The organism is Streptomyces sp. NPDC048462 (genome assembly GCF_043200175.1).
Taxonomy (GTDB): Bacteria; Actinomycetota; Actinomycetes; order Streptomycetales; family Streptomycetaceae; genus Streptomyces.
This window is the reverse complement of record NZ_JBICXG010000002.1, coordinates 550,001-564,560: the sequence shown is the minus strand read 5'-3', so window position 1 is coordinate 564,560 and position 14,560 is coordinate 550,001. Positions and strand designations below refer to the sequence as shown.

At 69.5% G+C, this 14,560-nt stretch carries 12 protein-coding genes; 3 read left to right on the top strand and 9 right to left on the bottom strand.

Annotation, left to right across the window (positions count from 1 at the left end):
* Positions 1-25 precede the first annotated feature (25 nt).
* Entirely contained in the window at positions 26-1,702 is a 1,677-nt protein-coding gene (locus ACGFU6_RS05655) for an AMP-binding protein (RefSeq protein WP_393608228.1), read from the top strand.
* A complete protein-coding gene (locus ACGFU6_RS05650) occupies positions 1,699-3,306 on the top strand; it encodes an AMP-binding protein (RefSeq protein ID WP_393608226.1) in 1,608 nt (535 codons plus the stop codon). The genes ACGFU6_RS05655 and ACGFU6_RS05650 overlap by 4 nt, the downstream gene beginning before the upstream one ends.
* Before the next feature lie 30 nt (positions 3,307-3,336).
* Here ACGFU6_RS05650 and ACGFU6_RS05645 read toward each other — a convergent pair whose 3' ends face one another.
* Together ACGFU6_RS05645 and ACGFU6_RS05640 are read right to left on the bottom strand one after the other, a co-directional pair.
* Complete coding sequence (locus ACGFU6_RS05645; RefSeq protein WP_393608225.1) at positions 3,337-3,579, bottom strand: hypothetical protein; 243 nt, start codon at positions 3,577-3,579, stop codon at positions 3,337-3,339.
* A gap of 182 nt (positions 3,580-3,761) precedes the next feature.
* A complete protein-coding gene (locus ACGFU6_RS05640) occupies positions 3,762-4,496 on the bottom strand; it encodes a hypothetical protein (RefSeq protein ID WP_393608224.1) in 735 nt (244 codons plus the stop codon).
* Positions 4,497-4,797: 301 nt separating this feature from the next.
* On the opposite strand from ACGFU6_RS05640, the gene gcl reads away from it, so the two are divergent.
* Entirely contained in the window at positions 4,798-6,582 is a 1,785-nt protein-coding gene (gcl, locus tag ACGFU6_RS05635) for a glyoxylate carboligase (protein ID WP_393608223.1), read from the top strand.
* 365 nt (positions 6,583-6,947) lie between these two features.
* Here the strand turns inward: gcl and ACGFU6_RS05630 are convergent, their stop codons facing one another.
* The 7 genes from ACGFU6_RS05630 to ACGFU6_RS05600 all read right to left on the bottom strand — a co-directional run bounded on the left by ACGFU6_RS05630 (position 6,948) and on the right by ACGFU6_RS05600 (position 13,806).
* Entirely contained in the window at positions 6,948-8,321 is a 1,374-nt protein-coding gene (locus ACGFU6_RS05630) for a tryptophanase (RefSeq protein ID WP_393608222.1), read from the bottom strand.
* Positions 8,294-9,550 carry a tryptophan dimethylallyltransferase family protein gene (locus ACGFU6_RS05625; protein ID WP_393608221.1) on the bottom strand — a complete coding sequence of 419 codons (1,257 nt, stop codon included), beginning with the start codon at positions 9,548-9,550 and terminating at the stop codon, positions 8,294-8,296. The genes ACGFU6_RS05630 and ACGFU6_RS05625 overlap by 28 nt, the downstream gene beginning before the upstream one ends.
* Before the next feature lie 352 nt (positions 9,551-9,902).
* Positions 9,903-11,249, bottom strand: coding sequence for a cytochrome P450 (locus ACGFU6_RS05620; RefSeq protein ID WP_393608220.1), 1,347 nt, complete (start codon positions 11,247-11,249; stop codon positions 9,903-9,905).
* Entirely contained in the window at positions 11,246-11,851 is a 606-nt protein-coding gene (locus tag ACGFU6_RS05615; protein ID WP_393608219.1) for an ATP/GTP-binding protein, read from the bottom strand. Before ACGFU6_RS05615 ends, ACGFU6_RS05620 begins: the two co-directional genes overlap by 4 nt.
* A complete protein-coding gene (locus ACGFU6_RS05610; RefSeq protein ID WP_393608218.1) occupies positions 11,826-12,215 on the bottom strand; it encodes a DUF742 domain-containing protein in 390 nt (129 codons plus the stop codon). Before ACGFU6_RS05610 ends, ACGFU6_RS05615 begins: the two co-directional genes overlap by 26 nt.
* On the bottom strand, positions 12,212-12,610 hold the full coding sequence (locus ACGFU6_RS05605) for a roadblock/LC7 domain-containing protein (protein WP_393608217.1): 399 nt from the start codon (positions 12,608-12,610) through the stop codon (positions 12,212-12,214). Before ACGFU6_RS05605 ends, ACGFU6_RS05610 begins: the two co-directional genes overlap by 4 nt.
* Positions 12,607-13,806: an ATP-binding protein gene (locus ACGFU6_RS05600; protein WP_393608216.1), complete on the bottom strand. Its 1,200-nt coding sequence runs from the start codon at positions 13,804-13,806 to the stop codon at positions 12,607-12,609. Before ACGFU6_RS05600 ends, ACGFU6_RS05605 begins: the two co-directional genes overlap by 4 nt.
* Positions 13,807-14,560 lie beyond the last annotated feature (754 nt).

The following is a 14,560-nucleotide window of genomic DNA, read 5'->3' as shown; positions in this document are numbered from 1 at the left end:
GTCCGGTCCGCAACGAGGAGGGCACATGCCGGCAACCAGTGCGACGGAGACGTTCCGGGCCGCCCGGGATTTCCTGCTGAGGCACCGCGAGGACTACCAAGCCGCCTACGAGGGCTTCCGCTGGCCCCGCAGCGACCACTTCAACTGGGCCCTGGACTGGTTCGACGTCATCGCCCGGGACAACGACCGCACCGCCCTGCACATCGTGGAGGAGGACGGCGGGCGCACCGAGATGTCCTTCGCCAGGATGTCCGCCCGCTCCAACCGCGCCGCGAACTGGCTGCGCGCCCAGGGCGTCCGGGAGGGCGACCGCATCCTCGTCATGCTCGGCAACCAGGTGGAGCTGTGGGAGACCGCGCTCGCCGCGATGAAGCTGCGCGCCGTCGTCATCCCCGCGACCCCGCTGCTGGGCCCGGCCGACCTGCGCGACCGGGTGGAGCGCGGCCGGGTGCGCCACGTGCTGGTCCGGGACGCGGACACCGCCAAGTTCGACGAGGTACCCGGCCGCTACACCCGGATCGTCGTCGGCGCGGACACCGAGGGCTGGCTCTCCTACACCGGGGCCGACGAAGCGCCGGACACCTTCACGGCGGACCGGGAGACCGACGCCGACGAACCGCTGATGCTCTACTTCACCTCGGGCACCACCGCCAGCCCCAAGCTGGTCGAGCACACCCATGTGTCCTACCCCGTGGGCCACTTGTCGACGATGTACTGGATCGGTCTCAAGCCCGGCGACGTCCACCTCAACATCTCCTCGCCCGGCTGGGCCAAGCACGCCTGGTCCAATCTCTTCGCCCCGTGGACCGCCGAGGCGACCGTCTTCATCTTCAACTACACGCGCTTCGACGCGGCCCGGCTGATGGCCGAGATGGACCGCTCGCGGATCACCAGCTTCTGCGCGCCGCCCACCGTCTGGCGGATGCTCATCCAGGCCGACCTGACCCAGCTGAAGACCCCGCCGCGCGAGGTCGTCGCGGCCGGCGAACCGCTCAACCCGGAGGTCATCGAGTCGGTCCGGCGCGCGTGGGGCGTCACCATCCGCGACGGGTTCGGTCAGACCGAGACGGCCGTCCAGGTCGCCAACACCCCCGGCCAGACCCTGAAGGCCGGCTCGATGGGGCGCCCGAGCCCCGGCTTCGAGGTGGTGCTCCTGGACCCGGTCAGCGGGGAGCCCGGCGCCGTCGAGGGCGAGATCTCCCTCGATCTGTCGGCCCATCCGGTCGGGCTGATGACCGGCTACCACGGTGACCCCGACCGCACCGCGGAGGCGATGGCGGGCGGCTACTACCGCACCGGGGACATCGGCTCGCGCGACGAGGACGGCTACATCACCTACGTCGGCCGCGCTGACGACGTCTTCAAGGCCTCCGACTACAAGATCTCGCCGTTCGAGCTGGAGAGCGCCCTGCTGGAACACGAGGCCGTCGCCGAGGCCGCCGTCGTACCGGCCCCCGACCCCGTCCGGCTCGCCGTCCCGAAGGCGTACGTCGTGCTCGCCGAGGGCTGGGAGCCCGGACCCGACACGGCCAAGGTGCTCTTCGCCCACTCCCGCGCGGTCCTCGCCCCGTACAAGCGGGTCCGCCGGCTGGAGTTCGCCGAGCTGCCCAAGACCGTCTCGGGCAAGATCCGCCGGATCGAACTGCGCGAGGCCACGGCCCGGGGCACCGGGACCGAGTACGCCGAGGGGGACCTGACATGACCGAGCTGTCCTACGCCCATGGCACCGGCACCACCCCGCTGCTGGGCGACACCATCGGGCGCAGTCTCGACCGGACGATCGAGGCGTACGGCGAGCGCGAGGCGCTGGTCGACGTCGTCTCCGGGCGGCGCTGGACGTACGCGGAGTTCGGCTCGGCCGTCGGGGAGCTGGCCCGTGCGCTGATGGCGTCCGGCGTTGCCAAGGGCGACCGGGTCGGCATCTGGGCGCTCAACTGCCCCGAGTGGGTGCTCGTCCAGTACGCCACCGCCCGTATCGGCGCCGTCATGGTCAACATCAACCCGGCGTACCGGGCGCACGAGCTGGAGTACGTACTGAAGCAGGCCGGGATCTCGCTCCTGGTCGCCACCCTCTCGCACCGCACCAGCGACTACCGGGCGCTGGTGGACGAGGTCCGCGCGAACTGCCCCGCGCTGCGCGCCGTGCACTACATCGGCGACCCCAGCTGGGACGAGCTCACAGCGGCCGCCGGATCGGTGACGGACGATCAACTCGCCGCGCGCGAGGCCGGGCTGTCCTGCGACGACCCGATCAACATCCAGTACACCTCCGGCACCACGGGCTTCCCCAAGGGGGCCACCCTCTCCCATCACAACATCCTCAACAACGGCTACTTCGTGGGGGAGCTGGTCGCCTACACCGAACGGGACCGGGTCTGCCTGCCGGTGCCCTTCTACCACTGCTTCGGCATGGTCATGGGCAACCTCGGCGCCACCTCGCACGGCGCCTGCATCGTGATCCCGGCCCCCGCCTTCGACCCGACGGCCGTGCTCGCCGCCGTCCAGCAGGAGCGCTGCACCTCGCTGTACGGGGTCCCCACCATGTTCATCGCGGAGCTCAACCTCCCCGGCTTCGCCTCGTACGACCTCTCCTCGCTGCGCACCGGCATCATGGCCGGATCACCCTGCCCGGTCGAGGTGATGAAGCGGGTCGTCGCGGAGATGCACATGGACGAGGTGTCCATCTGCTACGGGATGACGGAGACCTCACCGGTCTCCACGCAGACCCGCCGCGACGACGACCTGGAGCGCCGTACCGGCACCGTCGGCCGCGTGATGCCGCACATCGAGGTCAAGGTCATCGACCCGGCGACGGGCGTGACGCTGGAGCGCGGCAACTCGGGCGAACTCTGCACCCGCGGCTACAGCGTGATGCTCGGCTACTGGGAGCAGCCCGAGCGGACCGCCGAGGTGATCGACGCGGGGCGCTGGATGCACACCGGAGACCTCGCGGTGATGCGCGAGGACGGCTACGTACAGATCGTCGGCCGGATCAAGGACATGATCATCCGTGGTGGTGAGAACGTCTATCCGCGTGAGATCGAGGAGTTCCTCTACAGCCACCCCAAGATCGCGGACGTGCAGGTCGTGGGAGTGCCGGACGAGCGGTACGGCGAGGAGATCCTGGCCTGCGTCATCCCCGTGGACCCGGCGGACCCGCCGGTCCTGGAGGAGGTGGCGGCGTTCTGCCGCGGGCAGCTGGCGCACTACAAGGTGCCGCGCCTGCTGGAGATCCTGGACGCCTTCCCGATGACGGTCAGCGGGAAGGTCCGGAAGATCGAACTGCGGGAGAGCTACGGCCGGTAGAGCCTGCGGCCGGCCGGGCCCGGGGCGCCGTCAGGCGGCTTCGATGATGTCGCCCGTCGCGGCGCTCCGGGTGGCGGCCGCCCATTCGATGAGGAGTACCTCGTACGCGGCGGACTCCACGGATGACCAGTCCTGCCCGGCGCGCGCGTCCACGAGGGCGCGGATCGCCTCGTTCGCCTCGACGGCGGCGGGATGGGCCGGCTGGGCGACGCGAGCGGGCTGCGGGGGGTGCGCCGGCGCATTGGGTGGAGAATGCCGTGGAGTTAAGGCCATGCGCCCCACTGTAAGGCCCGCCACCGACAACCGACCGAACATCTGTGGCCCCTGGCCCGAACGTGACCGATAGCACTCACTGTGGCCGGTTGATTTCTGTGAGGTGCGGCACGTCGCGCCGCACACAGCCCCTCGGCCGCCGGTCCGGCCCGTGTTCTTCGTGAGTACGCGCACGGCCGCGCTCAGGCGCCCGTGCTGACCAGTTCGTCCGCAGGGCTGTTCACCGGCTGCGGGGTTCCGGTGAGGTCCATGACGAAGAGCGGGATGGCGAGCCCGTCCGCGCGCTCCCGGGCGTCCGGCGCGTATCCGGCGAGCGAGAAGATCACCCCCGACACCGAGGTGCTCAGCGCGTTGAGCCACAGGCATTCGACGTCGCGCAGCGTGGTGGCCCTGGTGGTGGAGTCGACCTGGGCGATCAGCCCCGCCGCCCGCAGGTCGATCCGGGACGAGGGGCGCTCGGCGGGCTGGACGACATCGCGGTAGCCGAGCCACTTCAGATACAGCGCTGCGGCGCCGACCGCGTCACGCGCGGTACGGATCGTCAGTGGCCGGAACGCCGGTCTGGGGGTGGCGGCCGTACGGGGCAGCGGGATGTGCGACGGCCGCAGCGGCCGCTCCGCCCGGTGGGGGCCCGTGCCCGCCGCGCGGCCCAAAGACGCCACCGGGCGGACCGGGATCCGCAGCACCGCACCGCAGGGGCAGCACAGCTCGGGCTGCGGCCACTGGTCGTGCCGCCCGCAGGCGCGGCAGCGCACCGTCACCCAGTCGTCGTTCCAGGTGCGGTGGGTGATCGTCGTGACGGGGGCGCCGCGCAGCAGCGGCGGGGCGGTCGGGGAGCCGCACGGGCACGGGTAGGCGGGTGTGACGTACACGTGGTCGCGACGGCAGGCCGGGCACCGTACCGGCACTGACTCCACCCTGGGCTCCTTCCGCCGCACGGACCGCGGGCGGCCCGGATTCCGGGCCGACTCCGCTCCGTACCCCCATGCTCCACCAAGAGCGAGGTCCGGGGGAGGGAGTTGAGCCACTTCGAGGTGCTCCCTCCGCTTGTCCGCACGGGCCCGCACCCGCCCGCGCTCGGCCCCTCCCTTGACGGCTGTCCGGGCACACTTTAGATTTGCTTCCGTATAGCAGAATCAACTTTCCGTAATGCGGAATTGGCGCTCTCAGGTGGCGCGACAGAGCCCGACTCCACCCAGGTCCGAGCAGGAGCACTCAATGCCTCGAATGACCGCTGCCCGAGCGGCAGTTGAGATCCTCAAGCGCGAAGGCGTCAGCAACGCGTTCGGTGTGCCGGGCGCGGCGATCAACCCCTTCTACGCGGCCCTCAAGGCCTCCGGCGGGGTTCATCACACGCTCGCCCGTCACGTCGAGGGCGCATCGCACATGGCCGAGGGGTACACCCGGGCCAAGGCGGGCAACATCGGCGTCTGCATCGGCACGTCGGGTCCGGCGGGCACCGACATGATCACCGGTCTGTACTCGGCCATCGCGGACTCGATCCCGATCCTGTGCATCACCGGCCAGGCCCCGACCGCGGCCCTCCACAAGGAGGACTTCCAGGCCGTCGACATCGCGTCGATCGCCAAGCCGGTCACCAAGGCGGCCACCACCGTCCTGGAGGCCGCTCAGGTCCCCGGCGTCTTCCAGCAGGCCTTCCACCTGATGCGCACCGGCCGTCCCGGCCCCGTCCTCATCGACCTGCCGATCGACGTGCAGCTCACCGAGATCGAGTTCGACCCCGATCTGTACGAGCCGCTGCCGGTGCACAAGCCCACCGCCACCCGTAAGCAGATCGAGCGGGCCGTCGAGATGCTGAACGCCTCCGAGCGCCCCCTGCTCGTCGCCGGCGGCGGCATCATCAACGCCGACGCCTCCGAGCTCCTGGTGGAGTTCGCCGAGCTGACCGGCGTCCCGGTCGTCCCCACCCTGATGGGCTGGGGCATCCTCGCCGACGACCACGAGCTGAACGCCGGCATGGTGGGTCTGCAGACCTCGCACCGCTACGCCAACGCGACCTTCCTGGAGTCCGACTTCGTCATCGGCATCGGCAACCGCTGGGCCAACCGCCACACCGGCAAGCTGGACGTCTACACGCAGGGCCGGAAGTTCGTCCACGTCGACATCGAGCCGACCCAGCTGGGCAAGATCTTCGCCCCCGACCTCGGCATCGCCTCCGACGCCAAGGCGGCGCTGGAGCTGTTTGTCGAGGTGGCGCGCGAGCTGAAGGCGGCCGGCAAGCTGAAGGACCGCTCGCAGTGGGCCGCGTCCACCCAGGAGCGCAAGGCGACCCTCCAGCGGCGCACGCACTTCGACAACGTGCCGCTGAAGCCGCAGCGCGTGTACGAGGAGATGAACCGGGCGTTCGGCCCCGAGACCCGCTACGTCACCACCATCGGCCTCTCCCAGATCGCGGGCGCGCAGATGCTGCACGTCTACCGCCCGCGCCACTGGATCAACGCCGGCCAGGCCGGTCCGCTCGGCTGGACCATCCCGGCCGCGCTGGGCGTCGCCACGGCCGACCCCGAGGGCTCCGTCGTCGCGCTCTCCGGCGACTACGACTTCCAGTTCATGCTGGAGGAGCTCGCGGTCGGCGCCCAGCACCGCATCCCGTACGTGCACGTCCTGGTCAACAACTCCTACCTGGGGCTGATCCGCCAGGCGCAGCGCAACTTCGACATCGACTTCCAGGTCAACCTGGAGTTCGAGAACATCAACTCGCCGGAGCTGGGCGCCTACGGCGTGGACCACGTCAAGGTCGTCGAGGGCCTGGGCTGCAAGGCGATCCGGGTCACCGAGCCGGACCAGCTGCTGCCGGCCTTCGAGGAGGCCAAGAAGCTGGCGGCGGAGTTCCGGGTGCCGGTCGTCGTCGAGGCGATCCTGGAGCGCGTCACGAACATCTCGATGAGCGGTTCGGACATCGCCTCGGTCAACGAGTTCGAGGACATCGCGTCGGAGCCGGGCCACGCGCCTACGGCGATCCGCCCGCTCACGAAGGCCTGACGCCTCGGAGCCTGCGGTCCCGTTGCCGAAGAGCACCTGCGGAGGTCCGTAGGTGCTCTTCGGCTTTTGCCCCAGCATGAAGCGAACCTGCGGCACTCGCTCTGTCAGTTCGATCCGGGGCTGCCGCCTCGAATCGCCCGCCCACGCAAGACGCCCGGCTGGGAAACCCCGGCCGGGCGTCTGTCCGGACTGCTCGCCACCACACGTCAGTGATCACGTGTCGCGACGACCGCTGGAATCCGCCCACCGGGGTGGGGCCTTCCCGTGGCCGCCGGACTCTCGCTGGACCGGTGCAGCCGAATAGATCTGCACCGCCTCAGGATTCTGATGGCCGGGCTCGCGTCGTGACGAACGAAGAGTGCTGATCAGCCGCCGGACTTCACGGGCTCCAGTTTGATGCTGAAGTGCCGGAGGATCGGGGACTGGCCCGTAACCCGGTAGCCACGGACTGATTCAGGGTTCTTCGCGATATCTGCCAGGGTGGCGGCGACGTGGTCGTAGTGGCTGCGGGTGTAGACCCGTCGGGGGAGAGCCAGCCGTACAAGTTCGTAGGGCGCCGTCTTGACCGGGTTGCCGTGCTCGTCCTCTTCACCGAGGTACAGCGACCCCAGCTCCGCCGAGCGGATGCCTCCGCGCAGGTAGAGCTCGCAGACGAGTGCGGTGCCGGGGTACTGGTGCGGGGGGATGTGGGGCAGGAGGCGCCCGGCGTTGATGTAGAGGGCGTGCAGACCGGCGGGTTCCACGATGTCGACGCCGGCCTCACGGATGCGTGCGGCGAGGTAGGCGGCTATGTCGGCGCGCTCGGCGAGGTAGGCCGGCTCGGTCACTTCGAGGAGGCCGCGGGCCATCATGTCGAGGTCACGTCCGGACAGACCGCCGTAGGTGGTGAATCCTTCGGTGGCGATGAGCAGACCCCCGCACCGCTCGGCGAGTTCGGGGTCCTTCAGGCCGATGAAGCCGCCGATGTGGACGATCCCGTCCTTCTTCGCGCTCATGACGCAGCCGTCGGCGAGGCGGAAGGCTTCCTCTGCGACCTGGCGCGGGGTGCGGTCGGCGTAGCCGGGTTCGCGCTGGGTCACCAGCCAGGCGTTCTCCGCGAACCGGGCCGCGTCGAGGATCATCGGCACGTTGTGGCGGCGGCACAGTTCGGCGGTGCGGTGCAGGTTCTCCATGCTGACCGGCTGGCCCCCGCCACCGTTGTTGGTGATGGTCATCAGTACGGCCGCAACGGGTGTCCGGTCCGCGTTCTCCAGGGCCTGTTCGAGGGCGATCAGGTCGATGTTGCCCTTGAACGGAAAGTCGCTGTCGAGGTCCTTCGCCTCGGCGCAGGGCAGGTCGTGCGCCGTGCAGCCAGTCAGTTCGACGTTGGCGCGGGTGGTGTCGAAGTGCGTGTTGGACAGCACACTCGTGCCGGGCCGGAGCAGCGAGGAGAAGAGGATGCGCTCGGCCGCCCGGCCCTGGTGGGCCGGCAGGATGTGGGGGTAGCCGGTCAGTTCGGAGACGACCTCGTGCCACCGGTAGAAGGAGCGGCTGCCGGCGTAGGACTCGTCGCCCTGCATTCCTGCGGCGAGCTGGTCCGCGGAGATGGCACCGGTCCCGGAGTCGCTCAACAGGTCGATGGTGACCTCGTCGGCCCGCAGCTCGAAGGGGTTGTAGGCGACCCGCTTCAGCGCGGCCTCGCGCTCCTCCCGGGTGGTGAAAGCAAGAGGTTCTACGACCTTGATGCGGTAGGGCTCCATGTGACTTCCTTCTGTGCGGTGTGCGGGCTGACATGGCCGACGGCCTGGTGCCCGAGGTCCAGGACGCTCTGGGCGCGTTGCGCACGCATCCAGGTGCCCTGCGGGTACTGCTCCTGCGGTGGCCGGACGCGGTAGGCCTCGGAACTCAGGTAGGTGGTGAGCCGGGGCGGCCGGTTGCGCTCGTACACCAGGGCCAGGTAGGCGATCAGCCCCACGCCGTCGGCGAGGGGTCGCCGTGTGAGTGCTCCCAGACTTCGGTTCAGGACGGTGGGGTCCATGCCGGCCCGGGCCAGCAGGGCTGTGGCGCGGGCGAGGGTCTCTTCGTCATCGCGCACGTAGTCACGACTGGGAATGTGGAGCGTGAAGCCGCTCGGGTTGTTGTCGCCTTCGGTGAAGGAGTGGCAGGTGAGCGCCGGCCGCCGCACCAGTCGCAGGGGGTCGTTTCCGCCGCGCTCGGACGGCGTGAGGGAGCCCGCGGTCGCGTGGAAGAAGTAGCGGATGTCGCCCGCTGTGGCTCCGGAGGTACGGCTGAGTGCGCAGGCGTCATCGGCTGACATGCGCGGGTGTCTCACGTAGACCTTGACGCGGGGGGACGCCCAGGCCCCCAGGTCCAGAGCGAGGAACGGATAGCCGGCCGCCGGGGGCAGTTGTTCGAAGGCCTGGCCGTAGCCGAGCCGCCGCAGTGCCTCGCGCACGGTGCGGCCCGCGTTTTCCGGGCCGGAGGCGGAGGGGTTCAGGTAGACCTTGACCCCTGGGACCCCTCCGGCGCGCAGATCGAGCGCGTACCACAGGGCCAGCGGGCCCTGGGCCGCAGCAGGGAAGAACAGGTCGGCGATGGCGTCGAGCTGGTCGGTGGCGAAGCCCCAGCGGGCGCCCATTGCGCGGATGACCGCAAGCCCGGCGCGGCCGCTGTCGGCCATGTCGCTGTGGGCCCACCCGGGCTCCACGAGCACGCGCAGGGCCGGGGCGGCGTCCGGAGCGCTGGCGAGGGAGAACTCGACGGGGGTGTGGTCATCGGAGAGGAAGGTGGGCGAGGCCGGCGGCAGGGACAGCGGCCGGTGCGCGGAGCCTGCGAGGGAGTCGGTCAGGACCTGCCCGTACAGCTCGGTGTCCGCCTCGCTCAGGCCCACCGTGGCGCCCAGGCGCCGGAGTTGACCGAGTACGTGGTCGCCGAGCGTCGTCTCACCGGGGCTGGTTGCCGGTATGCCGGGGCTCGGGCGCGAGGTCATCGTGTGCCTCGCACGTCGTGGTGCGTATCGCGTCCGGACGGTGCGGTAGTACGGGGACGTGCTCTGCCGACAAGGCAGGGGACGAGGGCCGATCCGCTGCCGGGAGCGGCGGGTATTCGGTCCTGCGGCTGGTCGGGGTCGCCGCCCCCGCACGGGTTCCGTCTAGTGGGGGTGGTGCGCTGTGGGCCCGGTCGGGCGCTTGCGGATAGGGGCGCGGAGATGTTTGCGAGGTCCACTGCCTCTCCTTCATCTTGTGTCACTCCAGAAACTCCGCGCCGTCCTACCCAGGAAGTTGATCTTTCATGCAGGCTATATCAACTGCCTGTGTCACATGCATCACAGGGGGTGTGGGCTACTGGCCCGTCAGCCACTTCTTGAAGCCGCTCCAGCGCCCCGCTTTGCCGGCGGGCTGCGGCGCCGCGTGCGCGGGTGCGGCCGCGCCGGGGGGCGCCTGGTAGCCGGGCGCGGCCGTCGGCTCCGGTGCGGCCGCGGCGCGCGGGGTGGCCGCGCTGAACCGGACGGGCAGGGAGGCCAGGGCCCGGTTGAAGGGGCCGGGCCGCCAGGCGAGGCTGTCCGCGGGAACGGCGAGTTCAACGTCGGGCAGGGCGTTGAACAGCGTCTCCAGGCCCGTCAGGGCGATCAGCCTGGCCGGCTCCTTCGACGGGCAGGCGTGCGGGCCCGCGCTCCAGGCGAGGTGACCGCGGGTGTCGGCACCGCGGTCCGCGAGCGCCGTGTTGGCGGCGCCGAAGGACACCAGCACCAGGTCACCGGCGCGCACCTTGTCGCCGGCCACGTCCGTGTCGACGACCGGGTAATGGGGGGCGTAGTTGGACATCGGCGCATTGCGCCACAGAGTGTCGTCCACAGCCCTGTCGAACTGCCCCAGGCGCGCGAACTCCTCGTTGGTCAGCATCGTGTAGAAAGCGTTGCCGATCAGGTTGCCTTCCGGCTCGCCGCCCGCACCGAGGAGCAACACCAGCGTGTGCGCCAGTTCCTCGTCGTTCAGCTGCGCCGGATGCTGCATCAGGTAGGACGTGACGTCCTCCCCGGGCTGGGCGCGCTTGAGCGCCACCAGCTCGCTGACCGCTCCGAGCAGGACCTGGCTGGCCGCCTCGGCGTTGACTCCGTCGAACATGCCGGAGATGCCGAACAGCACCCGGTCACCGATCTCTGCCGGGCAGCCGAACAGCTCGTTGAACACGTACAGCGGGAGCTGCTGGGCGTAGTCGCGGAGCAGGTCGGCGCTGCCGCGGGCGCTGAACTGGTTGATCAGGAACTGGGCTGCCTGGCTGACGATCCGGCTCAGCCGCTTGTTGCTGACGCGGGCGAAGGAGTCGGTGATGGCCTGCCGCAGCCGCACATGCTCGGCGCCGTCGGTGAACATCGCGTTCGGCCGGTAGGCCAGCAGCGGCAGGACCGGGCTGTCGGGGCGGACGCGGCCCTCAGTCAGTGCACGCCAGCGGCGTGAGTCCTTGCGAAAGGTCGTCGAATCCTGCAGCAGTTCCAGAGCCGCGTTGTAATCCGTCACCAGCGTCGCCTCCACGCCGGGGGCGATGGTGACCGCAGCGGTGGGGCCGAGCTCGCGCATGTAGCGGTAGTACGCGTGCGGATTGGCAGCGAACTCCGCGCTGTCCAGGGGTATGCGCTGCCCGCTGCCGTGTGCGGGGCAGCCGGGCGGAGGTACAGAGGGGGTTGTCATGCGTGCTCCAGGTCGGCGCGCTCGTGCAGATAGCGGACCAAGGTGATCAGGGCGTCAACGGACGACTTCTCGTCGCGTGCGTCGATGGTGACGACGGGGGTGTCGGGCAGCAGGTCGAGTGCCTCCCGGACGTCCTCCGGGGTGTGGACCGTACTGCCGTCGAAGTGATTGATGGCCACGGCGAAATCGAGGCCGTAGCTCTCGACCAGATCCATGACGTCGAAGGAGTCGGCCAGGCGCTCGGGGTCCACCAGGACCAGGGCGCCCAGCGCTCCGCGGGCCGTGTCGTCCCACAGACTCACGAAGCGCTGCTGTCCGGGGGAGCCGAACAGATACAAGACGATGCGCTCGCTCAGCGTCAGCCGGCCAAAGTCCAGGGCGACGGTGGTGGTGGTTTTTCCCTGAACCCCTTTGAGGTCGTCGACGCGCTCCGAGAGCGTTGTCATCCGCTCCTCGGTGGACAACGGCGTGATCTCGGAAAGTGAGCCGATCAGGGTGGTCTTGCCGACGGCGAAATGCCCGACGACCAGGATTTTCACTGCAGTCTGCTGTGCGCCGCTGGGCACGTAGGCAGCCTCAGACAGAGAGAGCCTTGAGGCCATCGAGCACCTCCTTGAGCAAGGCCTTGTTGGTGGGACGGGCCGAGGGCACCGGCGCCCGGGTCATGAGATAGCCCCCCTCGGCGAGGGAACTGAGCAGCGCCTTGACCACCCCGAGCGGCAGCTGGGAGTGCGCGGCGATCTCCGCGACCGAGAGGTAGCCACTGGAGCACATCTCCAGGATCTGCTGCTCCTCGGGCGAGAGCCGCTGGGGGCGCTGCTGCTCGTCGGTGGCCGTCGTAACGAGGGTGATGAGGGCGAACTCGTCCTCATCGGGCAGGTCACGGCCACGGGTGATGACGTAGGGCCGGACCAGTTCTCCGGCCTCGGACACGAACTCGGGCTCGGGACGGCCGGGTTCCGTCATGAGGTGACCGTGTCGCCGCGCAGGCCGGTCGACATCGCCTTGCCCAGCCGGCTGACCAGTTGCTGCATCCGGTACGTGATGTCCTGCATGTCGACCTCGGCCGACGCCGCCACGGCAAGGTAGCTGCCGCCGCCCGCAGCGTTCAGGAACACCCAGCCCCCGTCGAACTCGATGAGGGTCTGGCGCCAGTTCGCTCCGCGCTCACCGCAGAAGAAGCTGACGGCCCGGCTGAGCGACTGCAGGCCGGAGACGGCGGCGGCCACCTTGTCGGCATCGCCCCTGTCGATCTCCGCAGTACGGGACATCTGGAGGCCGTCGGCAGAAATCAGGACCGCGTGGAGAGCATGCGGTATCTCCAGCGCGTCCTCAAGCATCCAGGACAGGTCGTCGTTCACGGGGCATCGAATCCTTCGTCTGAATCGGCAGTGGTGTCACCATCGGCGGCCGGTACCCCCGCACCTCGGCCGCTGAGAGTGCCACGCTGAAACGCGCCCATGGCCGCCACCCGTGCCTCTGCTGACCGGGCCGGCGGCGCTGCATCAGACCTGCGGCCTCCGTCCGGCACGAGCGCCATGCCGCGCTTGTTCCGTCGCCGGGGCAGCCCGCCCTCTGTCGCCGCAGGAGCCGAACCGCGGCTCTCGGCGGCGGCATTGACCTCTTGCGTGGAAGCGGGCGTCTTGGGCTCGGGCATCTCGGTCAACAACTCCTTCGGCACCATCACCACCGCGCGGACGCCGCCGTAGGGAGAGGTGCTGTCGATGGCGACCGTGAACCCGAACCGCGCGCACAGGGCACCGATCACCGCGAAGCCGAACGCGGGAGGGTTGCCGAGCTCCGAAACGCTCACCGCAGACCCGCTGGACAGCAGAGCGGTGGCGTTCGTCCGCTCTTCCTCGCTCATGCCGACACCGGCGTCGTCGATCACGATGCAGATGCCCCGGGGCACCGTCCGCACCTCGACCTCGACCATGGTGGACGGCTCGGAATAGCTGGTCGCGTTGTCGAGCAGCTCGGCCACCGTCAGCGCGATCGGTTCGACGGCACGGCTGGTCACCGCGAAATCGACCCGGGAGGCTATTTCGATGCGCTGGTAGTGCCGGATACGGCCCTGCGCTCCGCGGATCACGTCATAGACCGACGCAGGCTCCCGCTGCCGGCCGAGCCACCCGCCGCACAGCACCGCAATGGACTGCGCACGCCGGTTGAATTGCGAGTTCATGTGGTCGATGCCCAGCATGTCCCGCAACACGGCCGAGTCGCCGTACTTCTTCTGGAGCCCGGAGATGGCCCGCTGCTGCTCCGCCGCGAGGCCTTGGAGGGTCCGCATAGCCGACTTCAGTACGGTGTTTGTGGCCTCCTCCGCCTCTTCCTTGGCCTGGCGGACCACCTCGTCGTAGCCGCTGCGCAGCTCGGTGACGGTGGACTCGAAGCCGGCGGCTCTGCCCTGCGATGCGGTCAGCTCACCTTGAAGGCCCTGCTTTTGACGACGTAGCGCCTTGATCGTTTTTCGCTGGCGAGTGATTACCGTGGCGGCGACAGCGACGCCGACGACAAGCGCCCAGACTGTCGGATCCTGCCAAAAATTCGTCATGTGACTCTCTATTGAGCGGCTGGATTCCAGCTCTCGAAATCTGTCCAAGCGGACCCTCGGCTGTGGGCAGACGTCACCGCCCGGAGAGCCCCCCTGGCTGTAGCCATGCCAAGGTGAAAGCTCACGTGGCATGTGCACGGGAGCGTATCACCGGACGATCATGAGGCTCTGTCAAGTTCGCCACTTCGTTGCCCCGTTGGCGAGTAATGCATGTTCATGTCAGTGAGGAAGGTGTGCCTGTGAGGTGGAGGCCCACAGTGGCGGAGCGCGCACCTGAGGACAGCGACGCGAACTGCGACCCAGGACATGTGACCGCCGCCTCACGGTCTCGGCTCCCTTGTCGCCGGCAGCCTGTCCGGAACGCGACGACGCGGTGGGGGCGGCGAGCGTGGACTTGCCGGTCGCCACCGTCCACTTCGGCTGCCTGGATGCCGCCGAAGCGCTGCTCCTTGCGGACACGCTGCACCGGACCACCGCGTCGACAGGCTCGGCCCTGCCGGGCAACTGATGTGTACATCGCGCTGCCGCATGCGCGACTGCCTGTCCGCTTCTCGTCGAGGGCCCCGCACGCGTCCGCCGCAGCGGGCTGTCCGAGTGGTCGGTGCGCGGTGGCGTCGCCGAGAGAATCCCGGTCAGGGAAGGACGATCACCGGATGCCGAGCGGGACTGATGATGTCGCCGAAAGGCGCGGTCTGATCCTCGACTTCGCCAACGATTCACCCGTGGCGCACCGAAAGGGCGTGGAGTACGGGAC

What these genes read in the sequence shown, in the direction of transcription:
- ACGFU6_RS05615 (WP_393608219.1), bottom strand. Translation starts at nt 11,851, where the DNA reads ATGGCCTCAAGGCTCTCTCTGTCTGAGGCTGCCTACGTGCCCAGCGGC.
- ACGFU6_RS05600 (WP_393608216.1), bottom strand. Translation starts at nt 13,806, where the DNA reads ATGACGAATTTTTGGCAGGATCCGACAGTCTGGGCGCTTGTCGTCGGC.
- ACGFU6_RS05625 (WP_393608221.1), bottom strand. Translation starts at nt 9,550, where the DNA reads ATGACCTCGCGCCCGAGCCCCGGCATACCGGCAACCAGCCCCGGTGAG.
- ACGFU6_RS05645 (WP_393608225.1), bottom strand. Translation starts at nt 3,579, where the DNA reads ATGGCCTTAACTCCACGGCATTCTCCACCCAATGCGCCGGCGCACCCC.
- ACGFU6_RS05610 (WP_393608218.1), bottom strand. Translation starts at nt 12,215, where the DNA reads ATGACGGAACCCGGCCGTCCCGAGCCCGAGTTCGTGTCCGAGGCCGGA.
- ACGFU6_RS05650 (WP_393608226.1), top strand. Translation starts at nt 1,699, where the DNA reads ATGACCGAGCTGTCCTACGCCCATGGCACCGGCACCACCCCGCTGCTG.
- ACGFU6_RS05620 (WP_393608220.1), bottom strand. Translation starts at nt 11,249, where the DNA reads ATGACAACCCCCTCTGTACCTCCGCCCGGCTGCCCCGCACACGGCAGC.
- ACGFU6_RS05630 (WP_393608222.1), bottom strand. Translation starts at nt 8,321, where the DNA reads ATGGAGCCCTACCGCATCAAGGTCGTAGAACCTCTTGCTTTCACCACC.
- gcl (WP_393608223.1), top strand. Translation starts at nt 4,798, where the DNA reads ATGCCTCGAATGACCGCTGCCCGAGCGGCAGTTGAGATCCTCAAGCGC.
- ACGFU6_RS05655 (WP_393608228.1), top strand. Translation starts at nt 26, where the DNA reads ATGCCGGCAACCAGTGCGACGGAGACGTTCCGGGCCGCCCGGGATTTC.